The organism is Acinetobacter sp. SFB (assembly GCF_001647545.1).
Lineage (GTDB): Bacteria > Pseudomonadota > Gammaproteobacteria > Pseudomonadales > Moraxellaceae > Acinetobacter.
Genome location: NZ_LSZH01000011.1, coordinates 200,915 through 221,339, shown reverse-complemented (window position 1 = coordinate 221,339; position 20,425 = coordinate 200,915). Strand labels below are relative to the sequence as shown.

Below are 20,425 nucleotides of genomic sequence, written 5' to 3'. Positions count from 1 at the left end.
TCATATATAACGTATTTTGATCAATGGATGCTAGTTTTATCTCTGAATGAACAGTTTATTTGCTTTTTGATATCCCCGTGGTAACAGTTGACCTTTAGAGGCTCTTTTACCAATATACTTATGAAGATCATCACCTTTTAGTTTTAATTGTTGCTGTCCTGCAACCACTTGAATTATTTCATTTAAACCAAGCAATGTCATGGACAAAATTTGTTCTTTCGCTTCAAGTTGTATCAACTTGTTTCCTTTACCTTTGTTCAGCATTGGTAATTCTGACAAATCAATCACCAGTAACCGACCAGCGGTACTCAGGATGGCTAGATGCGTATGGGCCTCTACCATTTGCAAAGGTAGGGCTTTAGCATCATCCGATACCGTCAAGAAAGCCTTACCGGCTTTGGCATTGGTATCCAGCTGTTTTGCATTGGATTTAAAGCCGTAGCCTTTAGAGCTTACTGCAATAATTTCCTGTTCATCTTCCGCAATCAGCACTTGAATAAAGCCAATGCCGTTTGCAGGAGCAAGTTTGGAGCTTAACGGCTCACCTAAACCACGTGCCGATGGCAAACTGTTAATCGCTAACGCATAACTACGTCCTGTTTCATCGAGTACGTAAGTGCGCTGATTTGATTTACCGGTTGCATGACTTAAGTACTGATCGCCTGCCCGGAAATTCAGGTTTTCTGCATCCACTTCATGCCCTTTGGCACAGCGAACCCAACCTGCTTCTGACAATACCACAGTCACTGGGTCAGCGGGCATCAGGTCTTGTTCACTAATTGCGGCTGCTTCTGCGCGCTGTACGATTGGCGAACGACGGTCATCACCAAATCGTTTTGCATCTTCTTTCAGTTCGCTAATAATCAGATTCTTCAAGGATTCCGGATTGGCCAATTGTTCACGAATAATGGCAGCACGTGCTTCCAATTCTTCCTGTTCACGGCGAATTTCCATTTCTTCAAGTTTTGCCAAATGACGTAACTTGAGTTCCAAAATGGCTTCAGCCTGAATTTCATCAATACCAAAATGTGCAATCAGTTCGGCTTTCGGATGATCTTCTTCGCGAATAATACGAATTACCGTATCCAGATCCAGATACGCAATCAAAAGACCGGCTAGAATATGCAGGCGTTTTTCAATTTTATTTAAATGATATTGCAGACGACGGGTCACGGTATTCTTACGAATCTCAATCCATTCCAGCAAAATATGGCGAATCGATTTCACTTGCGGACGGCCATCGGCACCAATCATGTTCATATTGACACGATAGCTCGACTCTAAATCCGTGGTTGCAAACAAGTGACTCATTACCGCTTCAGCATCAATACGATTGGAACGTAGCACAATCACCAAACGGGTCGGGTTTTTATGATCCGATTCATCACGAATATCACTGACCAAAGGCAGCTTTTTCGCCTGCATCTGGTCAGCAATTTGGCTGATCAGTTTTGAACCTGAAACCTGATACGGCAGCTCTGTAATCACGATTTCATTTTTTTCTATCGTGTACACCGCACGCATGCGATAACTGCCACGACCTGTAGTTTGAATTTTTAACAAATCTTCAGCCGAGGTAATAATTTCCGCTTTGGTCGGTAAATCCGGTGCCGGAATATATTCTGCAATTTTTTCATCCGTTAAATTCGGATTACGAATCAGGGCAATGGTGCCTTTAATCACTTCACGTAAGTTATGTGGCGGAATATCGGTTGCCATCCCTACGGCAATACCGGTGGTTCCATTTAACAAGATATTCGGTACACGTGCAGGCAGATTGACCGGCTCTTTCATCGAGCCATCAAAGTTGTCCTGCCAATCACAGGTGCCTTGACCCAGCTCGGACAACAGCACTTCACTGTAAAGTGAAAGTTTGGCTTCGGTATAACGCATTGCTGCAAAAGATTTCGGATCATCGGGTGAACCCCAGTTGCCCTGACCTTCAATAAACGGATAACGATAACTAAACGGCTGTGCCATCAGCACCATCGCTTCATAACAGGCCGAGTCACCATGCGGATGGTACTTACCCAGTACATCACCTACCGTACGGGCAGATTTTTTTGGCTTGCCACTATGCTTTAAACCCAGCTCACTCATCGCATAAACGATACGGCGCTGTACCGGTTTTAAGCCGTCACTGATATGCGGCAAGGCCCGGTCCATAATCACGTACATGGCATAATTAAGATAAGCTTGCTCGGTAAATTCTGCTACGGAACGATTTTCTGTGGCTTGATGCACAAGGCTGGTCATAAAAGCGTGAAATCCTAAATAATTCGTTTTTGTATCTATGTGGCTATGCTAAGTCGCGAGTGCCGACTACACAAGAGCAGTCATTGATACTGCACGACAAATTGTGTCTTATGAAGTAAAAATATTCATTTTATGTTTACAAAGCAACTGAAAACGATTAACCGCATAGCAGTACAAATTCTATTAAACTTAAGTATAAATATTATTTTAATTGGCTATACTAGATAATATTGCGATATAAATCACATTAATATGCATTTTGATTTAACTATGCAACATTTTTTTGGAAGCGTCTGACTCATCCTATGCAAATGTATATTCCTTATCAGCTTCGGGTAAAATTAAAACAGATTGACCCTATTTTAGATCAGCACTGGCAACAGCGTCTTAGTCTCCTGCTGGCTTCCACAGCTGAACATCTGCATTGCAAGATCGAAGATGAATATTTAAAGCCAAAGAATATTCATTGGAACTATTTATCGCAAATTTTTGAGTTTAAAGGTCATGTTGGGCTGCATGAACTTCATAGTTATATCCAGCATTCAGGTCTGTTACAGCTTGCGCAAAAAATTCGTGCCACCTTTCAGTATTTAGAAAAATATCAAACTGATGTCCAAATTGCTGATTATTTAGAAACCATTACTTATGAAATTAATAGTCTAGAGCTACAGGACCAAAAAGATATTCAGGCCCAACAGCTATTAAAAAGTGCATTTTTATATGATGCTGCGCTGAGTATTCAGCAGATCAATTTTTCAGTCACGCAAAATTTTCGTGGCTTAACATCTGATCAAGTGCGCTGTTTTATATTTGAAGTTTTCATGAAAAGTGAAATTTTGGGAAGCTGGTTTGCCCATATTTTGCCCAGTGAATATGCGCAGCAGGAACTGCCTATTTTTCAAGATTATTTTAGTCATGAACAACGTGTACGTGACTTTGAAATTATTCCAACCTCAGATTATTACTTTGTCATTGGCAGTTCTGGCGACAGCCGAGTATCTTCTTATTCTATTCGACGCTTTTTAACCGAAGAAAATTTTGGCGTGGCGAATAAGTTTTATATGAGTGGTTTGGTGCTTGATCCTAAACAGCTTGATGTTGCAGACTACCTTGAAAACTTTAAACAACAGATGGGAAAAATGATTGGCTTACAACGCCAAATGAACCCTCACATTGTCGAGCTGATGGAGTCATTACATCATTACAATCAACATCAACTTCGGGAAAAAATAACTCAAATTATTAAAATTAAGGGTTTTTCAATTGATCACCTGATCAATGAGCATTTAACGGAAATTGAAAAAGACTTATGTGTCAATATTCTTGAACCCTTTCAAAACGGTCTCAAAAACAGTATTCAGCAACCCGATGAGTTGGAATTTTGCTTTTTAAATATTCGACGTTTAATGACCGAATTGTTGCACAGTTTTGAAGTGTTCTCTCAGGAACCTGCCATTCAATTTAATCCTCATGCACGTCAACTCAAGTACCGGTTGATTGCTTATCTAAATTTATTAAAGCAGCGTCGTGCTTATATTTTTGTTCAGTTTGAAGACCAAGCTCACTATCGACAGCATCTCAATTTAGTCACGACTCCCTTGGAGCAACTGCAAGATCAGGTGAATGGCGCCATTGAACAAAGTCGTCTTCTGCAACAGCAGTTGCGTCAATTGGAACGCAATACTAAACAATCGGTAAAAAGCACTTTTCTCAAGCGGCTAATCAGTAAACCAGAAAATAATATTAAGAAAATAAATGAATTAAAAGCATCACTTCTTGAAGTGCATCATCGCTGTTATCTTGAGATTATTCGTATTCAAAAACAATTCTCTCAGCACAGTCTTTATTTAGAGGCGAAGAACTTAATCTCTGCGGATGATCCCAAAGTACGCCATTATGCCTTTGCCGATGGTGAAAATGGCGTGACACGATTGCCTATTTTACTGCAATTACCTGAGCAGCGAGACAGCTTTAACTTACAAAGCATAGCCTTGATGTTAAATCAAGATGTGGTGCATTCTGCCAAACATTGGGTAATCGACTAGTTCCCCATGTTTGACGTTCAGCACTTTGAGTATGTTATAGAGGCTTACAGCCCCATCGATTCTAAAGTCTTGCCCTTGGTTTCTTCACCTAAGACTAAAATCACCAAAGCCACCGCCAGTAATACTGCAGTAAACATGGTAAAGACATGCGTGAAACCATTGTTCATCACCATCATATGGGTGACCACCATGGGGGCTACAATCCCGCCCATACGTCCCACCGCAGAGGCCCAACCCGAACCAAAGGCACGAATATTGGTTGGATACTGTTCCGGCGTATAGGTATACAGTACGCCCCATGCGCCCAAGTTAAAGAACGACATCAAGCAACCCCAGAACATAATCATGTTCACGGTATTGGCTTGACCAAAGAAATAGGCCGAAACGGCACACATGCCAATAAAGCCCGCCAATGTGGGTTTACGCCCCAGTTTTTCTACCAGCCATGCTGCCGCGACATAACCCGGAAGCTGCGCCAAAATCATAATCAGCACATATTCAAACGACTGCACAATGGTATAACCCTGTTTGACCAGCAAACTTGGCAACCAGGTAAAAATCCCATAATACGAATAGACAATACCGAACCAAATCAGCCACAGCATTAAGGTACGACGGGCAAACGGTCCCGTCCAAAGCTGTTTAAAAGAAATATTCTGTTTTTCCGCAACCGGTTTGACTTCAATGTGTTGAATCACTTCCACACCACATTGACGTTCCAGTTTCTGAACCAAGGCATGGGCTTCTTCAATGCGTCCACGGTTAATTAAGTAAGGAACAGATTCCGGCACTTTTTTCAGAATCATAAATACATAAATGGCAGGTAAACCGCCAATTAAAAATGCAATATGCCAGCCATAATTTGGAATTACGAAATAAGATACCAAGGCGGCAACCAACCAGCCTAAACCCCAGAAACTTTCCAGTAAAACGATAAAACGTCCACGCACCTGTGCAGGAATATATTCACTGACCAAAGTCACCGCAACCGGAAGCTGCCCACCTAGCCCTAGTCCTACAATAAAACGGAATACCAATAGCCAGGTGAGATTCGGTGCAAAGGCACATAAAGCGGTGGCAATACTATAAGTCACCAAGGTAATCGCGAATACGCTACGACGTCCAATACGATCCGCCAATCCACCAGAGAAAACTGCGCCAATGGCCATGCCGACAAAACCAATCGACACTACCCAGCCTTTTTCAGTCGGGCTCATGTTCCATTCTTCGGCCATGGTGGTCAAGATAAAAGCAATCAGGCCGGTATCCATTGCATCGAACATCCAGCCGAGTCCGATCACCCATAGCAAAGTATAGTGAAACTTACCGATGGGTAAGCGTTGTACACGTGAGACTAAATCCATAACAAGATCTCTGATTTGGTGAACGGATACATACTGCTTTCCCAACAGGATTTATAATTGTGCTGATTTTTATACGCTAATTGAAAATATTGATCGCTCATATCTTCAGTCATCTATCATTTTTTGTGCAATTTTTTATGAAGCATCTTTGGAAGATGCCGATTGCTCATCATCATCTTTATAAATAAATTTCGGCATTTCCAGCCCAAAGTAGATGGCGATACAGCGTAAAGAAAAACCGAAAATCAGGGTCGAAATCACGGTGACTTCTAAAGAGAAACCAATCTCCTGACAGACCCAATAACAAATGACCGAAACAAAGGAAATACTGGCATACAGTTCACGGCGGAACACCAAGGGTACATCGTTACACAGGATATCCCGCAGAATACCACCTGACACACCGGTCAGAACTCCAGCGACAGCCGAAACCACGAAACCATGTCCCATCTGAAGCGCAATCTGACACCCAATGACGGTGAAGCCAATCAATCCCATGGCATCTAAAATAAGGAAGATAGAGCGTAAATGCCGCATCCATTTGGCAATCAGGATGGTGACAAAGGCAGCAGCACAGGTCAGCACCAGATATTCAGGATGTTTGACCCAAGTCAGTGGATAATGTCCGAGCAGTACATCCCGAACTGAACCGCCACCCAGTGCCGTCACACAAGCAATCAGCGTTACCCCAAACCAATCCATACTACGCCGACCAGCCGATAAAGCGCCGGTCATGGCTTCGGCCGTAATTGCAATAATATAAATCACCAATAACAACATTGCCCTTCTTCCACTGAGGGTAATCGATGCGCGTTATTCTAAGGCAAATTCAGATGAAATTTACAGATATTGGGCACAACATTGTTTAAATTTTTTCCCCGATCCACAAATACAGGCTTGCTTCATGGTGATTTGCATCGCTGTGGTCGGATCAAGGAAATACCAAGTTCCCTCATGTAGCACAAAATGTGAAATTTCATGATGTACCTGTGCCTGATGACCATCGTGATAATGTGCTTTAAATTCTACCTGGGCATGATTTTTATCTATTTTTTCTTTGGCCTGTATGACTTCAAGCTTGAGCCATTGATTAGATTTACTCCATTCAGCAAGAGCAGCCACATCCAATGCCTGTTGTTGTCCAATCGCTGTGGTTTTGACAATATAATCAATTTCATGCTTGGCAAATGCACTATAACGTGAACGCATCAGCTGTTCTGCAGTTTGTGCTTGCGCTTGCCCCAAATGTAGCGGCTGGCAACAGCTGGCATACATTCCAACACCACATGGACAATTGTTTTCTGACATCAAATTTTCCCAATAAAAAATAGCCCGACAATACGGGCTATTTTAATCAATTATCTTGCTTCAAAGATCATCTACCGTCATTTAAGTTAATCATCGGCATTGTTTTCAATTTGCGGAATGATATGAACCTTATCAATCTTATGACCGTCCATCGTCACCACTTCAAAAATATAACCATCCGCTTCGAGTTTTGCGCCACTTTCTGGTAAATGACCCAAGTGATGCAAAATATATCCCGACAAGGTGGAATACTGGTCAGACTCATCGACCAGATCACAGTCTAGAAGTAAGGATACGTGGCGAATATCAGTAGAACCGTCCAGAATTAAAGTGCCATCTTCCAAACTTTCTGCTGCTGTTTCAAATTCGTCTTCATCCGGGAATTCCCCCGCAATCGCTTCAAGTACATCAATCGGGGTTGCAATCCCTTCAATCGAACCGTATTCATTCAGTACAATTGCCAACTGTAACGGTGCCTGACGCAACTGCTCCATCACCATTAATACCTGGGCATTTTCATGCACAATCACCGGTTCACGTAAGTGACGTTCAAAATTAATTACACCTGTTTCAATGTATTCATTCATCACTTTATGGGTCAGAACCACACCGGCAATGTTGTCCAGCTCACCATGCGCCACAATTAAACGTGAATGGGTCATGCTCAACAACTGTTCTTTAATGGCCGCATCATCTTCGTCTAAATCAATCCATTCCAGTTCAGGGCGTGGCGTCATCACCGATTTTACCGGTCGTTCAGACAGTCCAAGTACACCTTGCACCATCACACTGTGATAAGCCCCATTTTGTTCATTAAAAACTTCATCGGCATATGCACGGGTTGCCAGCACATCTTCTGACTCATTATTTTGTGATTCTGACTTGCCGCCGAGCATACGCATCACTGCAGAAGCGGTGCGGTAACGCAAGTCCGTGGTGGTAACCATCTTCTCCTGATTCCGTCGCATGGTTTGGTTCACAAACTCAACCACCACCGAGAAACCAATGGCTGCGTATAAATAGCCTTTTGGAATATGGAAACCGAAACCTTCAACAATGAGTGAAAAACCAATCATCATCAAGAAGCCCAGACATAGAATGACCACGGTTGGATGCTTGTTGACGAAATCCATCAGCGGTTTCGATGCCCACAGCATAATACCGACTGCGATCACCACCGCAATCATCATCACCGAAAGGTCTTTTACCATTCCGACTGCGGTAATCACACTGTCTAGAGAGAAAACTGCATCCAGCACCACAATTTGAACAATTACCATCCAGAAAGCGGCATGCACTGGATTTTCTTCTTTCTGGGTCTGAGTTCCTTCAATCCGTTCATGCAGTTCCATGGTGCCCTTAAATAAAAGGAACACCCCACCAAACAGCAGAATCAGGTCGCGGCCGGAGAAAGGATGCTCCAGAATATGAAACAGGGGCTGGGTTAAGGTCACCACCCAAGCAATGGAAGCCAGCAAAATCAGGCGCATACCCAAGGCAAGCAGCAACCCGACAATACGACCGGCATTGCGCTGTTCGGGTGGAAGTTTTTCCGCCAAAATGGCAATAAAGACCAGATTATCGATACCGAGAACAATTTCTAAAACCACTAAAGTAGCCAATCCAATCCAGGCAGATGGATCTGACATCCATTCAAAGATCATTGGATGTTCTCCTGCTGGGGCTTAAGGACTGCTTTTAGGAGGTTGATATTAAAATCGGCAAATATTCTATGAACAGCATTCTGTATAATTTTTGAAGAAGAATTGAGATGTTCAGAGTGAGGACAACCACTACTCATGTTGATTCATTTATTGGAAAACAGATTTTTAGTATAACAAGATGAACTGGAAATTCATCTTTTTTTCAGCACTCCTCCTGCCTTCTGCCATTAGGTTTTAACAAATCTTTGCAAAGTCTATGCATGACCTTAGCGGCTTTGTCATATTTCCGACTTAAGCTAGAGCAAGAAAAAATAAAATGCTATGGTGAAAAAGATAATGATGAACAGTGTATTAAAAATGACTCCAAAACATAAAAATCCATCTCCTAAAACCACGCAACCCCTTATTGCGCTGTACTGCGGTTCACGTTCGGGCAACAAGCCGATTTACCAAGAAAAAGCCATTGCTCTGGCTCAAGCGCTAGCAGACCTAGATTTTGGACTGGTCTATGGCGGCGCCAGTATTGGCCTGATGGGACAAGTCGCTGACGCGGTCAGACAACGCGGTGGGCAAACGGTCGGAGTGATTCCTAAATTTATGCTCGATTATGAAATTGCACACCACCAGCTGACTGAATTGCATATTGTAGACAACATGCATGAACGCAAAGCCATGATGGCAGAACGTGCCAGTGCTTTTGTTGCCCTGCCCGGTGGCTTGGGCACCTTTGAAGAAATTCTGGAAATTGCCACCTGGGGTCAGTTGAATCAGCATCAAAAACCGATGATGCTGTATAACGTGAATGGTTTTTATGATGCTTTAATTGCCCAGCTTGATCATGCGGTCAGTGAAGGATTTTTACCGCCCCAGCATCGGGCAAAACTGATTATTTGTAATCATGCCGATCAAATTCTGAATGCGCTTAAAAACCTTGGCGCTCCGAAACACTTTGCCATTTAAATTTATTTCCTCACTATAAGAAACAATAAAAAAGCGGGCCTCAAGCCCGCTTTTTTAATTGCCCTGGACGCGCTATAAATTTGAAATAAAGTTATAGAACCACGGTAGCGTGGTTGCCAAGACAATACTCATGATTAAGCCGATCATCAGCTTCATCGCATCTTTACTGACATTGCGCGAAGTCCGGTATTTATTCACTTCAGCCAGATGCATCGACATGGCAAATTCACGACCTGCGAGCAGACCCAAGAACACCCAAGTGGTACTCATTGGAATGTTGCTCCACTCTTTGAAGACCAGCAAAATAAGGGCGTAAATAAAATCAATAATGGTCGCGGAACGAATATCCGCCACACCGGTTTTGGTGTCGATAATTTTCTGGATGGCACCGCCACGTTGGTAGAAAATCATGCCCAAGAGAATGACAAAAACCGAAATCGCGAAAATCAGGAATCCCAGCGGAACCTGACGTGGCACATAGACGAAAATATTGGCCAGATCCTGAATCAGCCATTGGCTCCACAGAAACGCGGTGGAGACCCACTGCAAACCTATCCAGATATGAGAAACCTTATGGTCTCGGGTCTTACTGAAATAAACCGAAATGCCTTTAATCACAAAACGATAGACAATGATGGCCACCACAAATGCAACGGCATACCCCATCATCGATTTGGTCAGCATGGAACCCAAACTGCTGGGCGAAAAAATGGTGAGGACTAAAAATGTGGTACTGACCGGAATACCATATTTGGTCAAAATAATCAGTAATATAGGTGGAACAATATACAGCCAGGTAATTCCACCTTCAGGAAAAGCAATGGTTTCCAGACGGCCATAAGAGGCATCACCAACACCTGAAACCCACCAGCCATAAAACAACACCACGCTTAAAATACTGCTGGTATATAACCACAGTATCCACCAGGGACGATGGGCATTGGATGAAATAAAGGTGCCTAAGGTTTGCGGCACATCATTTCCGACAATTGAATACGCGGCTAGACAGAAGCCAACAATCATCAAAATTTCGATTGTCATAAAAACAAAACCTTTTTCACCAATTAAAAGAACTCGTCCAGCATGGCTGGAGGCTGGGCCAGATTATGACAGTTTTATGTCATTTTAATGACATCAGCATAACAAGATTTTGTTCTGGTCTCTAAAAAAGTAGCTTCATGTTGTTTTTATCTGCATTTTTTATTTCAAATAAACTGAATGGCTGCACATTAAACGACCGACTCTATGAGGAGGAGAAGAACAAAAGCTGAACTGTGCTCTGGATCTTATTGGCTTTGTATGAAATTTCAACTATTTTTCACCTTAAAGCTATCTTGTAGCATGATGGTCTGTTCATGGCTTTATTGCCCTTATCTGGCTATCAATAGAACAACTTTTTCTTACACCATCTTTAGAGGATTCCTTTAAACTGTTTAAAAATTTCACATTTATACTTATATGAACGCCACGCCAACACATCAAGCCTTACAACCTGAATTTAGACTCTTGGTCTTGTTGGTGTCTATTGGCTTTTTTATGCAAGGTTTGGACACCACCATTGTCAATACCGCAATTCCTGCGATGGCGGCAAACCTGGGTGAAGATCCGCTGCAGATGCATAGTGTCGTGGTGGCCTATGTGCTTTCCGTGGCTGCGTGTATTCCCTTAAGTGGCTGGCTTGCAGACCGGTTTGGAGTACGTAATACCTACTTTAGCGCAATTATTATCTTTACTCTGGCCTCTTTAGGCTGTGGACTTGCCAACAGCTTAAATGAACTGCTGCTCTATCGGGTTATTCAGGGGATTGGCGGAGCGTTATTATTACCGGTCGGGCGTTTGGCCATGCTCAAGGTCATTCCGCGCACCCAGTTTTTATCTGCCATGAGCCTGATGAGTCTAGCAGGGTTAATGGGTCCACTCATCGGCCCAACACTGGGTGGATGGATGGTCGAAGTGACGACCTGGCACTGGATCTTTCTCATCAATATTCCGATGGGATTTTTAGGCTGTTTAATTACAGTCAAAGCTATGCCCAATATCACAGAGCCTACTGTTAAATCATTCGATTTTTCCGGTTTTATACTGTTGGTGATTGCCATGGTCGGCGTTTCACTGGGAATCGAAAACTTTTCTAGCCCTCATCAGCCCTTATGGTGGAGTGCTGGATTAATCACTGCAGGTTTAATGGCGGTGGCTATTTACGCCTATCATGCGCATAGTCATCAAAATGCACTGTTCCGCAGCAAATTATTTAGCAATCAAATTTATGCCATTGGGATTGTGGGTAATTTCTTTGCTCGCTTAGGCGGCAATGCCATGCCTTTTCTCATCCCCCTGATGCTACAGGTGGCCTTTGGTTTTGAGCCGTTTATTACCGGTTTGCTAATGATTCCTACGGTACTGGGTTCACTGGCATCTAAACCGGTTCTTCGGCAAATTATTCAACGCTTTGGCTATCGTAAAGTGCTGCTAGTCAATACCTTGTTGGTCGGCGGTTGTATCGCCAGTTTCGCCCTGACTACGGCAGACACACCTATCTGGTTGCGCGCGGTGCACTTCTTTATTTTCGGGATGCTAAACTCTCTGCAATTTGTCTCGATGAATACCTTAACTTTAAAGGATTTACCGCAGCAGGATGCCAGCAGTGGTAACAGTTTCTTGTCGATGATCATGATGGTATCGATGAGTATTGGTGTGGCTTTGGCAGGAACCTTGGTCAACGTTTTTACAGCCTATTATGGTGTCGAACAGATCACTACCGCGTTCCATAGCACCTTGATTTTAGTGGGCTGTATTAATATCATCACGGCTTTCATTTTCTCGCGTATTCCACGTAATACGCCTGTTTAATCGGATTTTAGAAACAACGTGGTCTGAAGCCTCAGATCGCGTTATCATGTGTTCGATCAATCATCGCCAACTTATTCATGCCTAAAAAACGATTAGCCCGGAACAGCCATAAAAAGCTTTATGCCTCTTGCGCAGGCTTGGTGCTGATTTGTGTCGCAATCATCGTTTATGTTTTTGTATTGCATACCAACCCTGCCTCGGCACAGGATTATCCGGTCAAAGGATTTGATGTATCGCATCATCAGGGCGATATTCAATGGAAACAGATTTCCCCAAAAAACTATCAGTTTGTGTATCTCAAAGCCACGGAAGGTGGGGACTTTAAAGATCAAAAATTTCAGGACTATTGGCTACAGGCCCGCGAACATGGCTTGATGGTCGGTGCCTATCATTTTTATCGCTTGTGCCGTGATGGTGAAATTCAGGCACAAAACTTTATTGAAACGGTACCGAATAAAGCCGATGCCTTACCGCCGGTAATTGATCTGGAATATGACAGTAACTGTATCAATACCTATACCAAGGAACAACTGCTTAAAGAAATTCAGGTCATGCATGATCGGCTGTATCAGCATTATGGCAAACAACCGATTTTCTATATTTCCAAGTCGTTTTATAACATTATTCTGGCGGGGGAGTTTTCTAAAACACCGCTGTGGGTACGTGAATATCAGGATAAACCCGATTTAAAAGGCAATCCAAAATGGCTGTTCTGGCAACATACCAATCAGGGAACCATTAAAGGCATTTCCAAAGTGGTCGACTTAAATGTATTTAATGGTAAGCAATCTGATTGGATCAGTTTTTTAGAAAAAAATAAGATTTACCCTCAAAAACCAATTGAAAATTTACCGAAAAAATAACAAGACAAGTTCAAGTCTTCATCAACAATAAAAATAATAACCAATTACAAACAGGAAAATTATATCGATTAAACAAGGAATTTTGGTTTCATTGAACTGCTTATTCTATTTTTGGTGGCTGGCATGGTTTTTTTACTGCAACCTTCTGGCCAAGTTTCCAGTTTTCAAAAATGGTAATATCCAGCCTCTGGAGTTTTTGCCTTATCTGGCCGATAACACCGAGCAAAGCTTAAAGATTCTGATTCAAGCGGCTGAACCACAAAAAACACAGGTCATTTTACTCAGTCAGCCTGTGTCGTATGCACTTGATCCTGCGCTACACTCTCGGCCATGAAGATGAGATACTCAAGCTATATAGAATTAGAGGCAGAATTAGGGCTGCATGAGAAAAATCATTCACATCGATATGGATGCCTTTTATGCCTCCGTGGAACTCAAAGACCGACCTGAGTTAAAGCATTTACCCGTGGTGGTTTCTTCGCATCATCCACGCGCTGTGGTTTGTGCTGCCTCTTATCCTGCACGTGAGTTTGGTCTACGTTCAGCCATGTCGATGGCACAAGCTAGAAAACGTTGCCCTCAAGTGGTGGTGATTGAACCCAATTTTGAAAAATACCGTGCAGTCTCTGCTAAAATTCATCATATTTTTCAGTGTTATACACCGATTATTGAACCCTTGTCTTTAGATGAAGCCTATTTGGATGTCACTGAAAATTTAAAAAACATTCCCAGTGCAACTGAAGTCGCCATGCGAATCCGGGAAGATATTTTCACAGCCACAGGCTTAACTGCATCAGCCGGTGTCGCGCCAAACAAGTTTTTAGCTAAAATTGCCTCAGACTGGAATAAACCCAATGGCATCTGGGTGATTAAACCCTCACAGGTGCAAAACTTTATTCAACATTTACCACTGAAGAAAATTCCCGGTGTCGGCAAAGTCACCCAAGAAAAACTCAAAAATTTGCAACTGGAAACCTTGGGCGATTTACAGCAAATCGAAGAAGGCATGCTGATTCAGCATTTTGGCAAATATGGCAGACAGCTCTTTCTCTATGCTCAAGGGATTGATGAGCGAGCAGTGCAAACTGAACGGGAACGGCAGCAAATTTCCAAGGAAACCACCTTTGATGATGATCTAACTTTAATTCAGTGCCAGGCCTATTGGCCCAAACTGATGGAGCAAGTCTGGCAAAGTCTAGATAAAAAAAACCTCTGTGCACGTGGTGTTTCAGCCAAGCTCAAGCTAAAAAATTTCCAGGTTTTACAGCACAGTAAAAGTTTTAAACAGCCCTTGGAAAATCAAAAACAACTGCAGGATGTGCTTCAGCAATTACTGCACGAAATGCAGATTCCTGAACATTTTCAATTTCGTTTAATCGGGGTTGGGGTTTACCAACTTTCCGACCAGCAAGATCAGCCACAGCTTTCTCTGTGGTAAATATTTGAATATTTTTCAACCAAAAGAATAAAACCAGACCAATTAATACTACACAACTGCGCATTTTGCGGTACTCTATTGGCGCGATACATTTATCCATGTAGCCGCTGAGATGCTAAAAATCACCTTTACTTTTAGCATGCTGTCCTGTGATTGGCGTGACGATCAAATCCGAATGTTGCAGGGCAACTCTGTTGTCAACCATGGAACTCCCTCTTGCTTGTGTCCTGTCAATATCTTGAAATCTATCCGTAAATCTCCAAAAAAAACGCGAGCGTAAAGCCGTACTCAGTCGTTTCATTGCTGCTGTTGCAGGTTGTTAATACCAGTTTCTACTTTAGGGCATTGTTGCCGCACTCATTTTTAAAAACCAATTTTCCGTGTATAAATGACCATATCGGCAGCTTAGCTGCGCTTGCAACTTTAGGGGTTGGCTTTTTATTCCGGCCACTGAGTAATGAAGTCTTGGGTTATTTCGGTGACAAACTCGAACGCAAAAAATGCTCGTCATTTCTGTAGTTTTAATGGGACTGTCCCCACCTTCGGGATTACTTTATTCTGCAACTTTACAGACATTGGCCGGTAAGCAGCGGTTCTCTTAGTCATACTACGTGCATTACAAAATTTCATCATGACTAGTGAATGGGGGCTGTGCAGCTTTAAGGGTGCTGGCGTTGAACTGGTTTTGGCTATTGGTGCAATCTCGATTATTTATTGTTGTCGCTCTGAAGGTTGACGCTTTTGCCGCTTGGGCATGGCTGAGGTATACCTTTCATTGCCAGTATTGTCTTGATCGGCATTGCGATATGGATCCCTCGTGATCCAGATGAAGCTCAACAATTCATTGATAAAGTGGTTTAAGCATCAGACAAGTCACTAGCTCTACCACTTAGATAATTGTTTTCATTGCTATTTTCTAGCCAATATTACCCATAATAGGATGATCAGTGTTCAGCAACCGATTTTTACGTCACTTTTGGGTAGCCAATACCGTTATAGCAGCCAAGAGATTTACGATCAGGCCACAAGTATTGTCGGTGGGTGGCATCCGTGCTATTGCCACTTCACTAGTGATTTGCGGTAATGGTTCATGGCATTATGTAGCAATTACTTGGCTATTGGCTGTTTACTCACAGCTATAGCCGCGGTGATGATGCCCACAACCCAGGATTAAAATTTTATGAGCGTTCAGCGTCTACATATAGAAAAGCGTTATTGCGAAGTAGCGATTTCAGGCAATCTGGTTCATTTAGCCGGACAATTGGCAAATGACACTTCACTGGATATTAAAGCGCAAACCCAAGAAACTCTAGATAATATTGACCGTTTATTGGCAGATGCAGGAACAGATAAAATCCATATTTTATCTGTCATGATTTTCTTAAAAGATATAGAACAAGATTATGCGGCAATGAACGAAGTTTGGGATGCATGGGTGGCTGAAGATCAAGCACCTGCACGAACTTGTGTTGAATCAAAACTTTATGCACCAGATGTTTTAGTAGAAATGACGGTGACTGCTGTTCGTGCTTGAAGTTAAAAGAAATAAATGCACAAGCATGAAAAATATGAATTCATGCTTGTTGTGATTAACCCACAATTCGGATTTTTTTTCGTTCCAATTCAGGATAAAAACTATACTTCTTTGGTGTATCTTCTGCTTGGGTTTCTAATGCAAGGTGAGAAGATTGTTCAAGAAGAAAATCTTGTCTTAACTGATAATATTCAGGGACATCCTCATAACGAATTACCCGATATCCCGCCATAGCTAAAAGTGCATCTTGATATTGCGCATTCTTTAAATGTTTTAATGCCAGCGGATCATCAAGTGCAATAATGGCGGTGACTTGATGATGCTCGTCAAGTAAGACAAAATCTGCCACCATATTGCGATATTTATAGCGGGTACGAGAGTATTTAGTCGTCAGCAGTGCATCAAATGAAACATGCGCCAATACGGTACTCTTCGGTAATATTCCCGTGAGTCGCGTATAGGTTAATTGTTGATTAATATTGAAAATAGCCCTTTGCTTTAAAGCGCTATCTTGCTGTTTTGTATTACTTTCAAGACTTTTCCAAGCCATCATTAATACACACAATAGAAGCAAACTCGCAATTAAAATGTAAATCATCATCCTCTTAGTCCTTTAAAATTTTTATAATCTGTCCGGTGTCACACCGATTGTTATGAAAGTGAGTATACAGCTCGTATTTTTATTAAATATTTTAAGTAAACAAACTTCATTTAATGATGACAAAATCATTATAAAAACTGACAAAAAATTGCAGTTCTTTTATTTATGTCATCGCGGTCTAAATTAATCCCTGCTCAGACACTATAAATAGGGTATATCAAGGCTAAGTCGTGATGCAATAAGACTATTGGATATTGTCGGACAATTCCGACGAACTGTTTTAGCAACGGTTGATTTTATTGAACAATAAAAAAGAACGCCTTAGCGTTCTCTCTTATTTTGAAATCAAGCTTTTGATTTCGGCTTAGATTTACTTTTTGGTTTTGGGCCACCAAATGGTTTTTTAGCATCCCCTGTTTCACGAGGTGGTAAACCAGTATGCTGAGTCAAGATTTGACCACGCTCAGGACGCTTCTTGGTATTTGAAGGACGACTTTGGCTGCCCGCAGTTTGATTACGAACAGTATTATCACTACTACGTTTTTGCGAATCACCGGCAACTGTCGAATTCTTCTTACGTGCCGATTGATACTGACCTTCAGTGCCTACAGGCTGATAGGTCGGAATCAAATGCTGTTTCGAGTTACCAATCAGGTCAGAACGACCCATTTCTTTCAATGCTTCACGCAGCAATGGCCAGTTGTTTGAATCATGATAACGCAAGAATGCTTTATGCAAACGACGACGCTTGTCCCCTTTCACAATGTCCACATTTTCAGTATAACGCGCCACTTTCGCCAACGGGTTTTTACCAGTGTGATACATAGTGGTTGCTGTTGCCATGGGTGAAGGATAGAAATTCTGTACCTGATCGGCACGGAAACCATTTTTCTTCAACCAAATCGCTAAATTCATCATGTCATAATCGGTAGTACCCGGATGCGCCGCGATGAAATAAGGAATCAGGTATTGTTCTTTACCGGCTTCCTTGCTGAAACGGTCAAACATTTGCTTGAAGCGATCATAGGTACCAATACCCGGTTTCATCATCTTCGACAATGGACCTTTTTCGGTATGTTCCGGTGCAATTTTCAGATAACCACCGACATGATGCTGAACCAGCTCTTTCACATATTCAGGGTTCAATACAGCCAGGTCATAACGTAAACCTGAACTAATCAGAATCTTTTTAATGCCTTTTAGTTCACGTGCCTTACGATATAACTGCGTCAATGGTGCATGATCGGTATGCAAGTTTTGACAAACACCCGGGAATACACACGATGGTTTACGACAGTTTTTCTCAATTTCAGGATCTTTACACTGCAAACGATACATGTTCGCAGTCGGTCCGCCTAAATCGGAAATAATGCCGGTAAAGCCAGGTGCGGTATCACGAATTTTTTCCACTTCACGCAGAATCGATTCTTCAGAACGGTTTTGAATAATACGACCTTCATGTTCAGTAATCGAACAGAAAGTACAACCACCAAAACAGCCACGCATGATATTCACGGAGAACTTGATCATGTCGAATGCGGGGAAACGTGCCTCACCATAAACTGGATGTGGCAAACGTGCATACGGCAAGTCAAACACATAATCCATTTCTTCAGTGGTCAATGGAATTGGCGGAGCATTTAACCAGACATCGCGTTCGCCATGCTTTTGCACCATGGCACGGGCATTGCCCGGATTGGTTTCCAAATGCAAAATACGATTGGCATGTGCATACAGCACCGGATCACTGGCCACTTCTTCAAATGCAGGCAAACGAATTACAGCCAGTTCACGTGGCGGTAATTTATGTTTAATGGCTTTGGATGGCGCAGCTTGAAGCTGAACAATTTGCGTATCGGCATCCAGATTATCCCCTTCGCGGATAATTGGATTGGCAACCGGTTCTTTTTGGAAATTTTGATATTGAGTTAAAGAATTACCTTTGTCTTTTTCAATTTCACAACCATCCAAATCTTCCGTCATTACATACGGATTGATGATCGCATCGACACGTCCAATGCTATCAACATCATTGGATGCAATTTCAACAAATTTGGCTTTAGACGCACGGTTATGTTTATTCACAATAAATGCTGTACCACGAACATCGGTAATTTCGTGAATTTTTTCACCTTTGGCCAAACGGTGCATCACTTCAGTAATCGAGCGCTCGCCATTACCGTACATCAATAAATCGGCTTTTGAATCCATCAATACGGAACGACGGACTTTGTCTGACCAGTAATCATAATGCGCAATACGACGCAATGATGCTTCAATTCCACCTAACAGTACAGGTACATCAGGGAATGCTTCGCGGCAGCGCTGACAATACACAGTTGCTGCACGGTCTGGGCGTTTGTTCGGCTGATTATCTGGTGAATAGGCATCATCGGAACGGATTTTACGGTCAGCCGTATAACGGTTGATCATGGAATCCATATTGCCGGCAGTCACGCCCCAAGCAATGGCCGGTTTACCCAATACACGGAATGCTTCAGGATCGGTCCAATCTGGCTGAGCGATGATCCCCACACGGAAGCCTTGGGCTTCAAGGGTACGTCCAATAATGCCTGAACAGAAAGATGGGTGGTCAATATAGGCATCGCCACAAATTAAAATAAAGTCACAGGCATCCCAGCCGAGTAGATCCATTTCCTCGCGTGACATCGGCAAAAATGGTGCGGGTTCAAAACAAGACGCCCAATATTTGTCGTAATCAAACAACGCGGTCGGCGCTGTCTGTGCGGTATAAGCTGTAGACATGGATAGCAAATTCTCGGCTGGCAGATGAAAGATCTTAAAAATGAGATCAAAGATGAAAGCCGATCATTTTACCATGAATTCCACTTACATTGCCGATTAAAAAATATACAAAAACAGAGATTTAAAGTTTTAATTATTTAAGGCTTGTAAAGATGATGGGCAATGGAGCCGAATAGCCAAAATAATAAGATCAGCCCTAAGCCTTTCCAACCAGAGTTTTGCCACATTCAACCAATACGACTGACCAAAATAATGGATTTCATGTAGTAAATTAACAAATAAAGTAAAGAGTCTACTACTCCATATTGTATGAATTGCATCAATACCCAACTAATTCAGAGAGAATGTTCCGCAAAAAATAAAAAAGTGAAATAACACCAGTCCCAATAAAACTGATCGAATCAGGGAGTCCGCATCAGCCATAAATCGACAAGCATAGCCATTAACATTGCAGTAAGCACTTTGTTTTACCTAAACCTATTTCACTAACTCGCTGCACCATGTGAACTATAGACTCCAGTAATTAGACGTGGGTAAAACCTTATAAAAATTCACCGCCATGACTAAACCAATCATCAAAGTTGCCTTTTGCTAGGAAATAAAATCAACAAAAAGCCCAACATTGCAACTGTCACCTATTCAGCCCAGAGCAGCACCTATATATACAACCGATGGCAAAACCGATATTTAGGATATTTAGCTATTTCTTCACCGATATAAACCATTGCAATAGCAGCCACACCACTGACCGAAATTCCAATCAATATCCCTGTGCC

The 20,425-nt window shown here is 42.3% G+C and carries 15 protein-coding genes; 7 read left to right on the top strand and 8 right to left on the bottom strand.

The genetic code is table 11. The features are described from left to right. Positions 1-36 precede the first annotated feature (36 nt). Positions 37-2,256, bottom strand: coding sequence for a DNA topoisomerase IV subunit A (gene parC, locus AY606_RS05565; protein ID WP_067865959.1), 2,220 nt, complete (start codon positions 2,254-2,256; stop codon positions 37-39). A 305-nt stretch (positions 2,257-2,561) separates the two neighbouring features. Here parC and AY606_RS05560 point away from each other — a divergent pair, with 305 nt between their 5' ends. Continuing rightward, entirely contained in the window at positions 2,562-4,301 is a 1,740-nt protein-coding gene (locus AY606_RS05560) for a hypothetical protein (RefSeq protein WP_067865954.1), read from the top strand. Positions 4,302-4,345: 44 nt separating this feature from the next. On the opposite strand, the gene niaP is transcribed toward AY606_RS05560, so the two are convergent. The 4 genes from niaP to AY606_RS05540 form a co-directional block, all read right to left on the bottom strand. Next, on the bottom strand, positions 4,346-5,665 hold the full coding sequence (gene niaP, locus AY606_RS05555; RefSeq protein WP_067865950.1) for a niacin transporter NiaP: 1,320 nt from the start codon (positions 5,663-5,665) through the stop codon (positions 4,346-4,348). 135 nt (positions 5,666-5,800) lie between these two features. Continuing rightward, positions 5,801-6,445 carry a trimeric intracellular cation channel family protein gene (locus AY606_RS05550; protein WP_067865945.1) on the bottom strand — a complete coding sequence of 215 codons (645 nt, stop codon included), beginning with the start codon at positions 6,443-6,445 and terminating at the stop codon, positions 5,801-5,803. Between the two features lie 60 nt (positions 6,446-6,505). Beyond that, the gene (locus AY606_RS05545; RefSeq protein WP_067865942.1) at positions 6,506-6,973 is read right to left on the bottom strand and encodes a YchJ family protein; all 468 of its coding nucleotides are present in this window, start codon (positions 6,971-6,973) and stop codon (positions 6,506-6,508) included. An 86-nt stretch (positions 6,974-7,059) separates the two neighbouring features. Then, positions 7,060-8,637, bottom strand: a complete 1,578-nt coding sequence (locus AY606_RS05540; RefSeq protein WP_067865940.1) for a TerC family protein — start codon at positions 8,635-8,637, stop codon at positions 7,060-7,062. Positions 8,638-8,976: 339 nt separating this feature from the next. Between AY606_RS05540 and AY606_RS05535 the strand changes: the two genes are divergently transcribed. Continuing rightward, positions 8,977-9,597: an LOG family protein gene (locus AY606_RS05535; protein ID WP_067866607.1), complete on the top strand. Its 621-nt coding sequence runs from the start codon at positions 8,977-8,979 to the stop codon at positions 9,595-9,597. A gap of 72 nt (positions 9,598-9,669) precedes the next feature. On the opposite strand, the gene AY606_RS05530 is transcribed toward AY606_RS05535, so the two are convergent. Next, on the bottom strand, positions 9,670-10,638 hold the full coding sequence (locus AY606_RS05530; RefSeq protein WP_067865937.1) for an inorganic phosphate transporter: 969 nt from the start codon (positions 10,636-10,638) through the stop codon (positions 9,670-9,672). A 417-nt stretch (positions 10,639-11,055) separates the two neighbouring features. Between AY606_RS05530 and mdtD the strand changes: the two genes are divergently transcribed. The 5 genes from mdtD to AY606_RS05505 all read left to right on the top strand — a co-directional run bounded on the left by mdtD (position 11,056) and on the right by AY606_RS05505 (position 16,282). Further along, the gene (gene mdtD / locus AY606_RS05525) at positions 11,056-12,447 is read left to right on the top strand and encodes a multidrug transporter subunit MdtD (protein WP_067865931.1); all 1,392 of its coding nucleotides are present in this window, start codon (positions 11,056-11,058) and stop codon (positions 12,445-12,447) included. Between the two features lie 77 nt (positions 12,448-12,524). Further along, complete coding sequence (locus tag AY606_RS05520; protein WP_081408366.1) at positions 12,525-13,310, top strand: glycoside hydrolase family 25 protein; 786 nt, start codon at positions 12,525-12,527, stop codon at positions 13,308-13,310. A gap of 91 nt (positions 13,311-13,401) precedes the next feature. Then, positions 13,402-13,644 carry a hypothetical protein gene (locus tag AY606_RS16370; protein WP_067865923.1) on the top strand — a complete coding sequence of 81 codons (243 nt, stop codon included), beginning with the start codon at positions 13,402-13,404 and terminating at the stop codon, positions 13,642-13,644. Positions 13,645-13,692: 48 nt separating this feature from the next. Continuing rightward, entirely contained in the window at positions 13,693-14,748 is a 1,056-nt protein-coding gene (dinB, locus tag AY606_RS05510) for a DNA polymerase IV (RefSeq protein WP_067865920.1), read from the top strand. Between the two features lie 1,180 nt (positions 14,749-15,928). Continuing rightward, positions 15,929-16,282 carry a RidA family protein gene (locus tag AY606_RS05505; RefSeq protein WP_067865917.1) on the top strand — a complete coding sequence of 118 codons (354 nt, stop codon included), beginning with the start codon at positions 15,929-15,931 and terminating at the stop codon, positions 16,280-16,282. Between the two features lie 55 nt (positions 16,283-16,337). Here AY606_RS05505 and AY606_RS05500 read toward each other — a convergent pair whose 3' ends face one another. Both AY606_RS05500 and AY606_RS05495 read right to left on the bottom strand, forming a co-directional pair. After that, complete coding sequence (locus tag AY606_RS05500; RefSeq protein ID WP_067865914.1) at positions 16,338-16,883, bottom strand: DUF2726 domain-containing protein; 546 nt, start codon at positions 16,881-16,883, stop codon at positions 16,338-16,340. 345 nt (positions 16,884-17,228) lie between these two features. Next, positions 17,229-19,649, bottom strand: coding sequence for a YgiQ family radical SAM protein (locus AY606_RS05495; RefSeq protein WP_067865911.1), 2,421 nt, complete (start codon positions 19,647-19,649; stop codon positions 17,229-17,231). Positions 19,650-20,425: the final 776 nt, after the last annotated feature.

Coding starts and splice junctions, on each gene's coding strand:
- AY606_RS05540 (WP_067865940.1), bottom strand. CDS start 8,637: ATGATCTTTGAATGGATGTCAGATCCATCTGCCTGGATTGGATTGGCT.
- AY606_RS05520 (WP_081408366.1), top strand. CDS start 12,525: ATGCCTAAAAAACGATTAGCCCGGAACAGCCATAAAAAGCTTTATGCC.
- AY606_RS05560 (WP_067865954.1), top strand. CDS start 2,562: ATGCAAATGTATATTCCTTATCAGCTTCGGGTAAAATTAAAACAGATT.
- AY606_RS05500 (WP_067865914.1), bottom strand. CDS start 16,883: ATGATGATTTACATTTTAATTGCGAGTTTGCTTCTATTGTGTGTATTA.
- AY606_RS05495 (WP_067865911.1), bottom strand. CDS start 19,649: ATGTCTACAGCTTATACCGCACAGACAGCGCCGACCGCGTTGTTTGAT.
- dinB (WP_067865920.1), top strand. CDS start 13,693: ATGAGAAAAATCATTCACATCGATATGGATGCCTTTTATGCCTCCGTG.
- AY606_RS05535 (WP_067866607.1), top strand. CDS start 8,977: ATGAACAGTGTATTAAAAATGACTCCAAAACATAAAAATCCATCTCCT.
- AY606_RS05545 (WP_067865942.1), bottom strand. CDS start 6,973: ATGTCAGAAAACAATTGTCCATGTGGTGTTGGAATGTATGCCAGCTGT.
- mdtD (WP_067865931.1), top strand. CDS start 11,056: ATGAACGCCACGCCAACACATCAAGCCTTACAACCTGAATTTAGACTC.
- AY606_RS05530 (WP_067865937.1), bottom strand. CDS start 10,638: ATGACAATCGAAATTTTGATGATTGTTGGCTTCTGTCTAGCCGCGTAT.
- niaP (WP_067865950.1), bottom strand. CDS start 5,665: ATGGATTTAGTCTCACGTGTACAACGCTTACCCATCGGTAAGTTTCAC.
- AY606_RS05550 (WP_067865945.1), bottom strand. CDS start 6,445: ATGTTGTTATTGGTGATTTATATTATTGCAATTACGGCCGAAGCCATG.
- AY606_RS05505 (WP_067865917.1), top strand. CDS start 15,929: ATGAGCGTTCAGCGTCTACATATAGAAAAGCGTTATTGCGAAGTAGCG.
- parC (WP_067865959.1), bottom strand. CDS start 2,256: ATGACCAGCCTTGTGCATCAAGCCACAGAAAATCGTTCCGTAGCAGAA.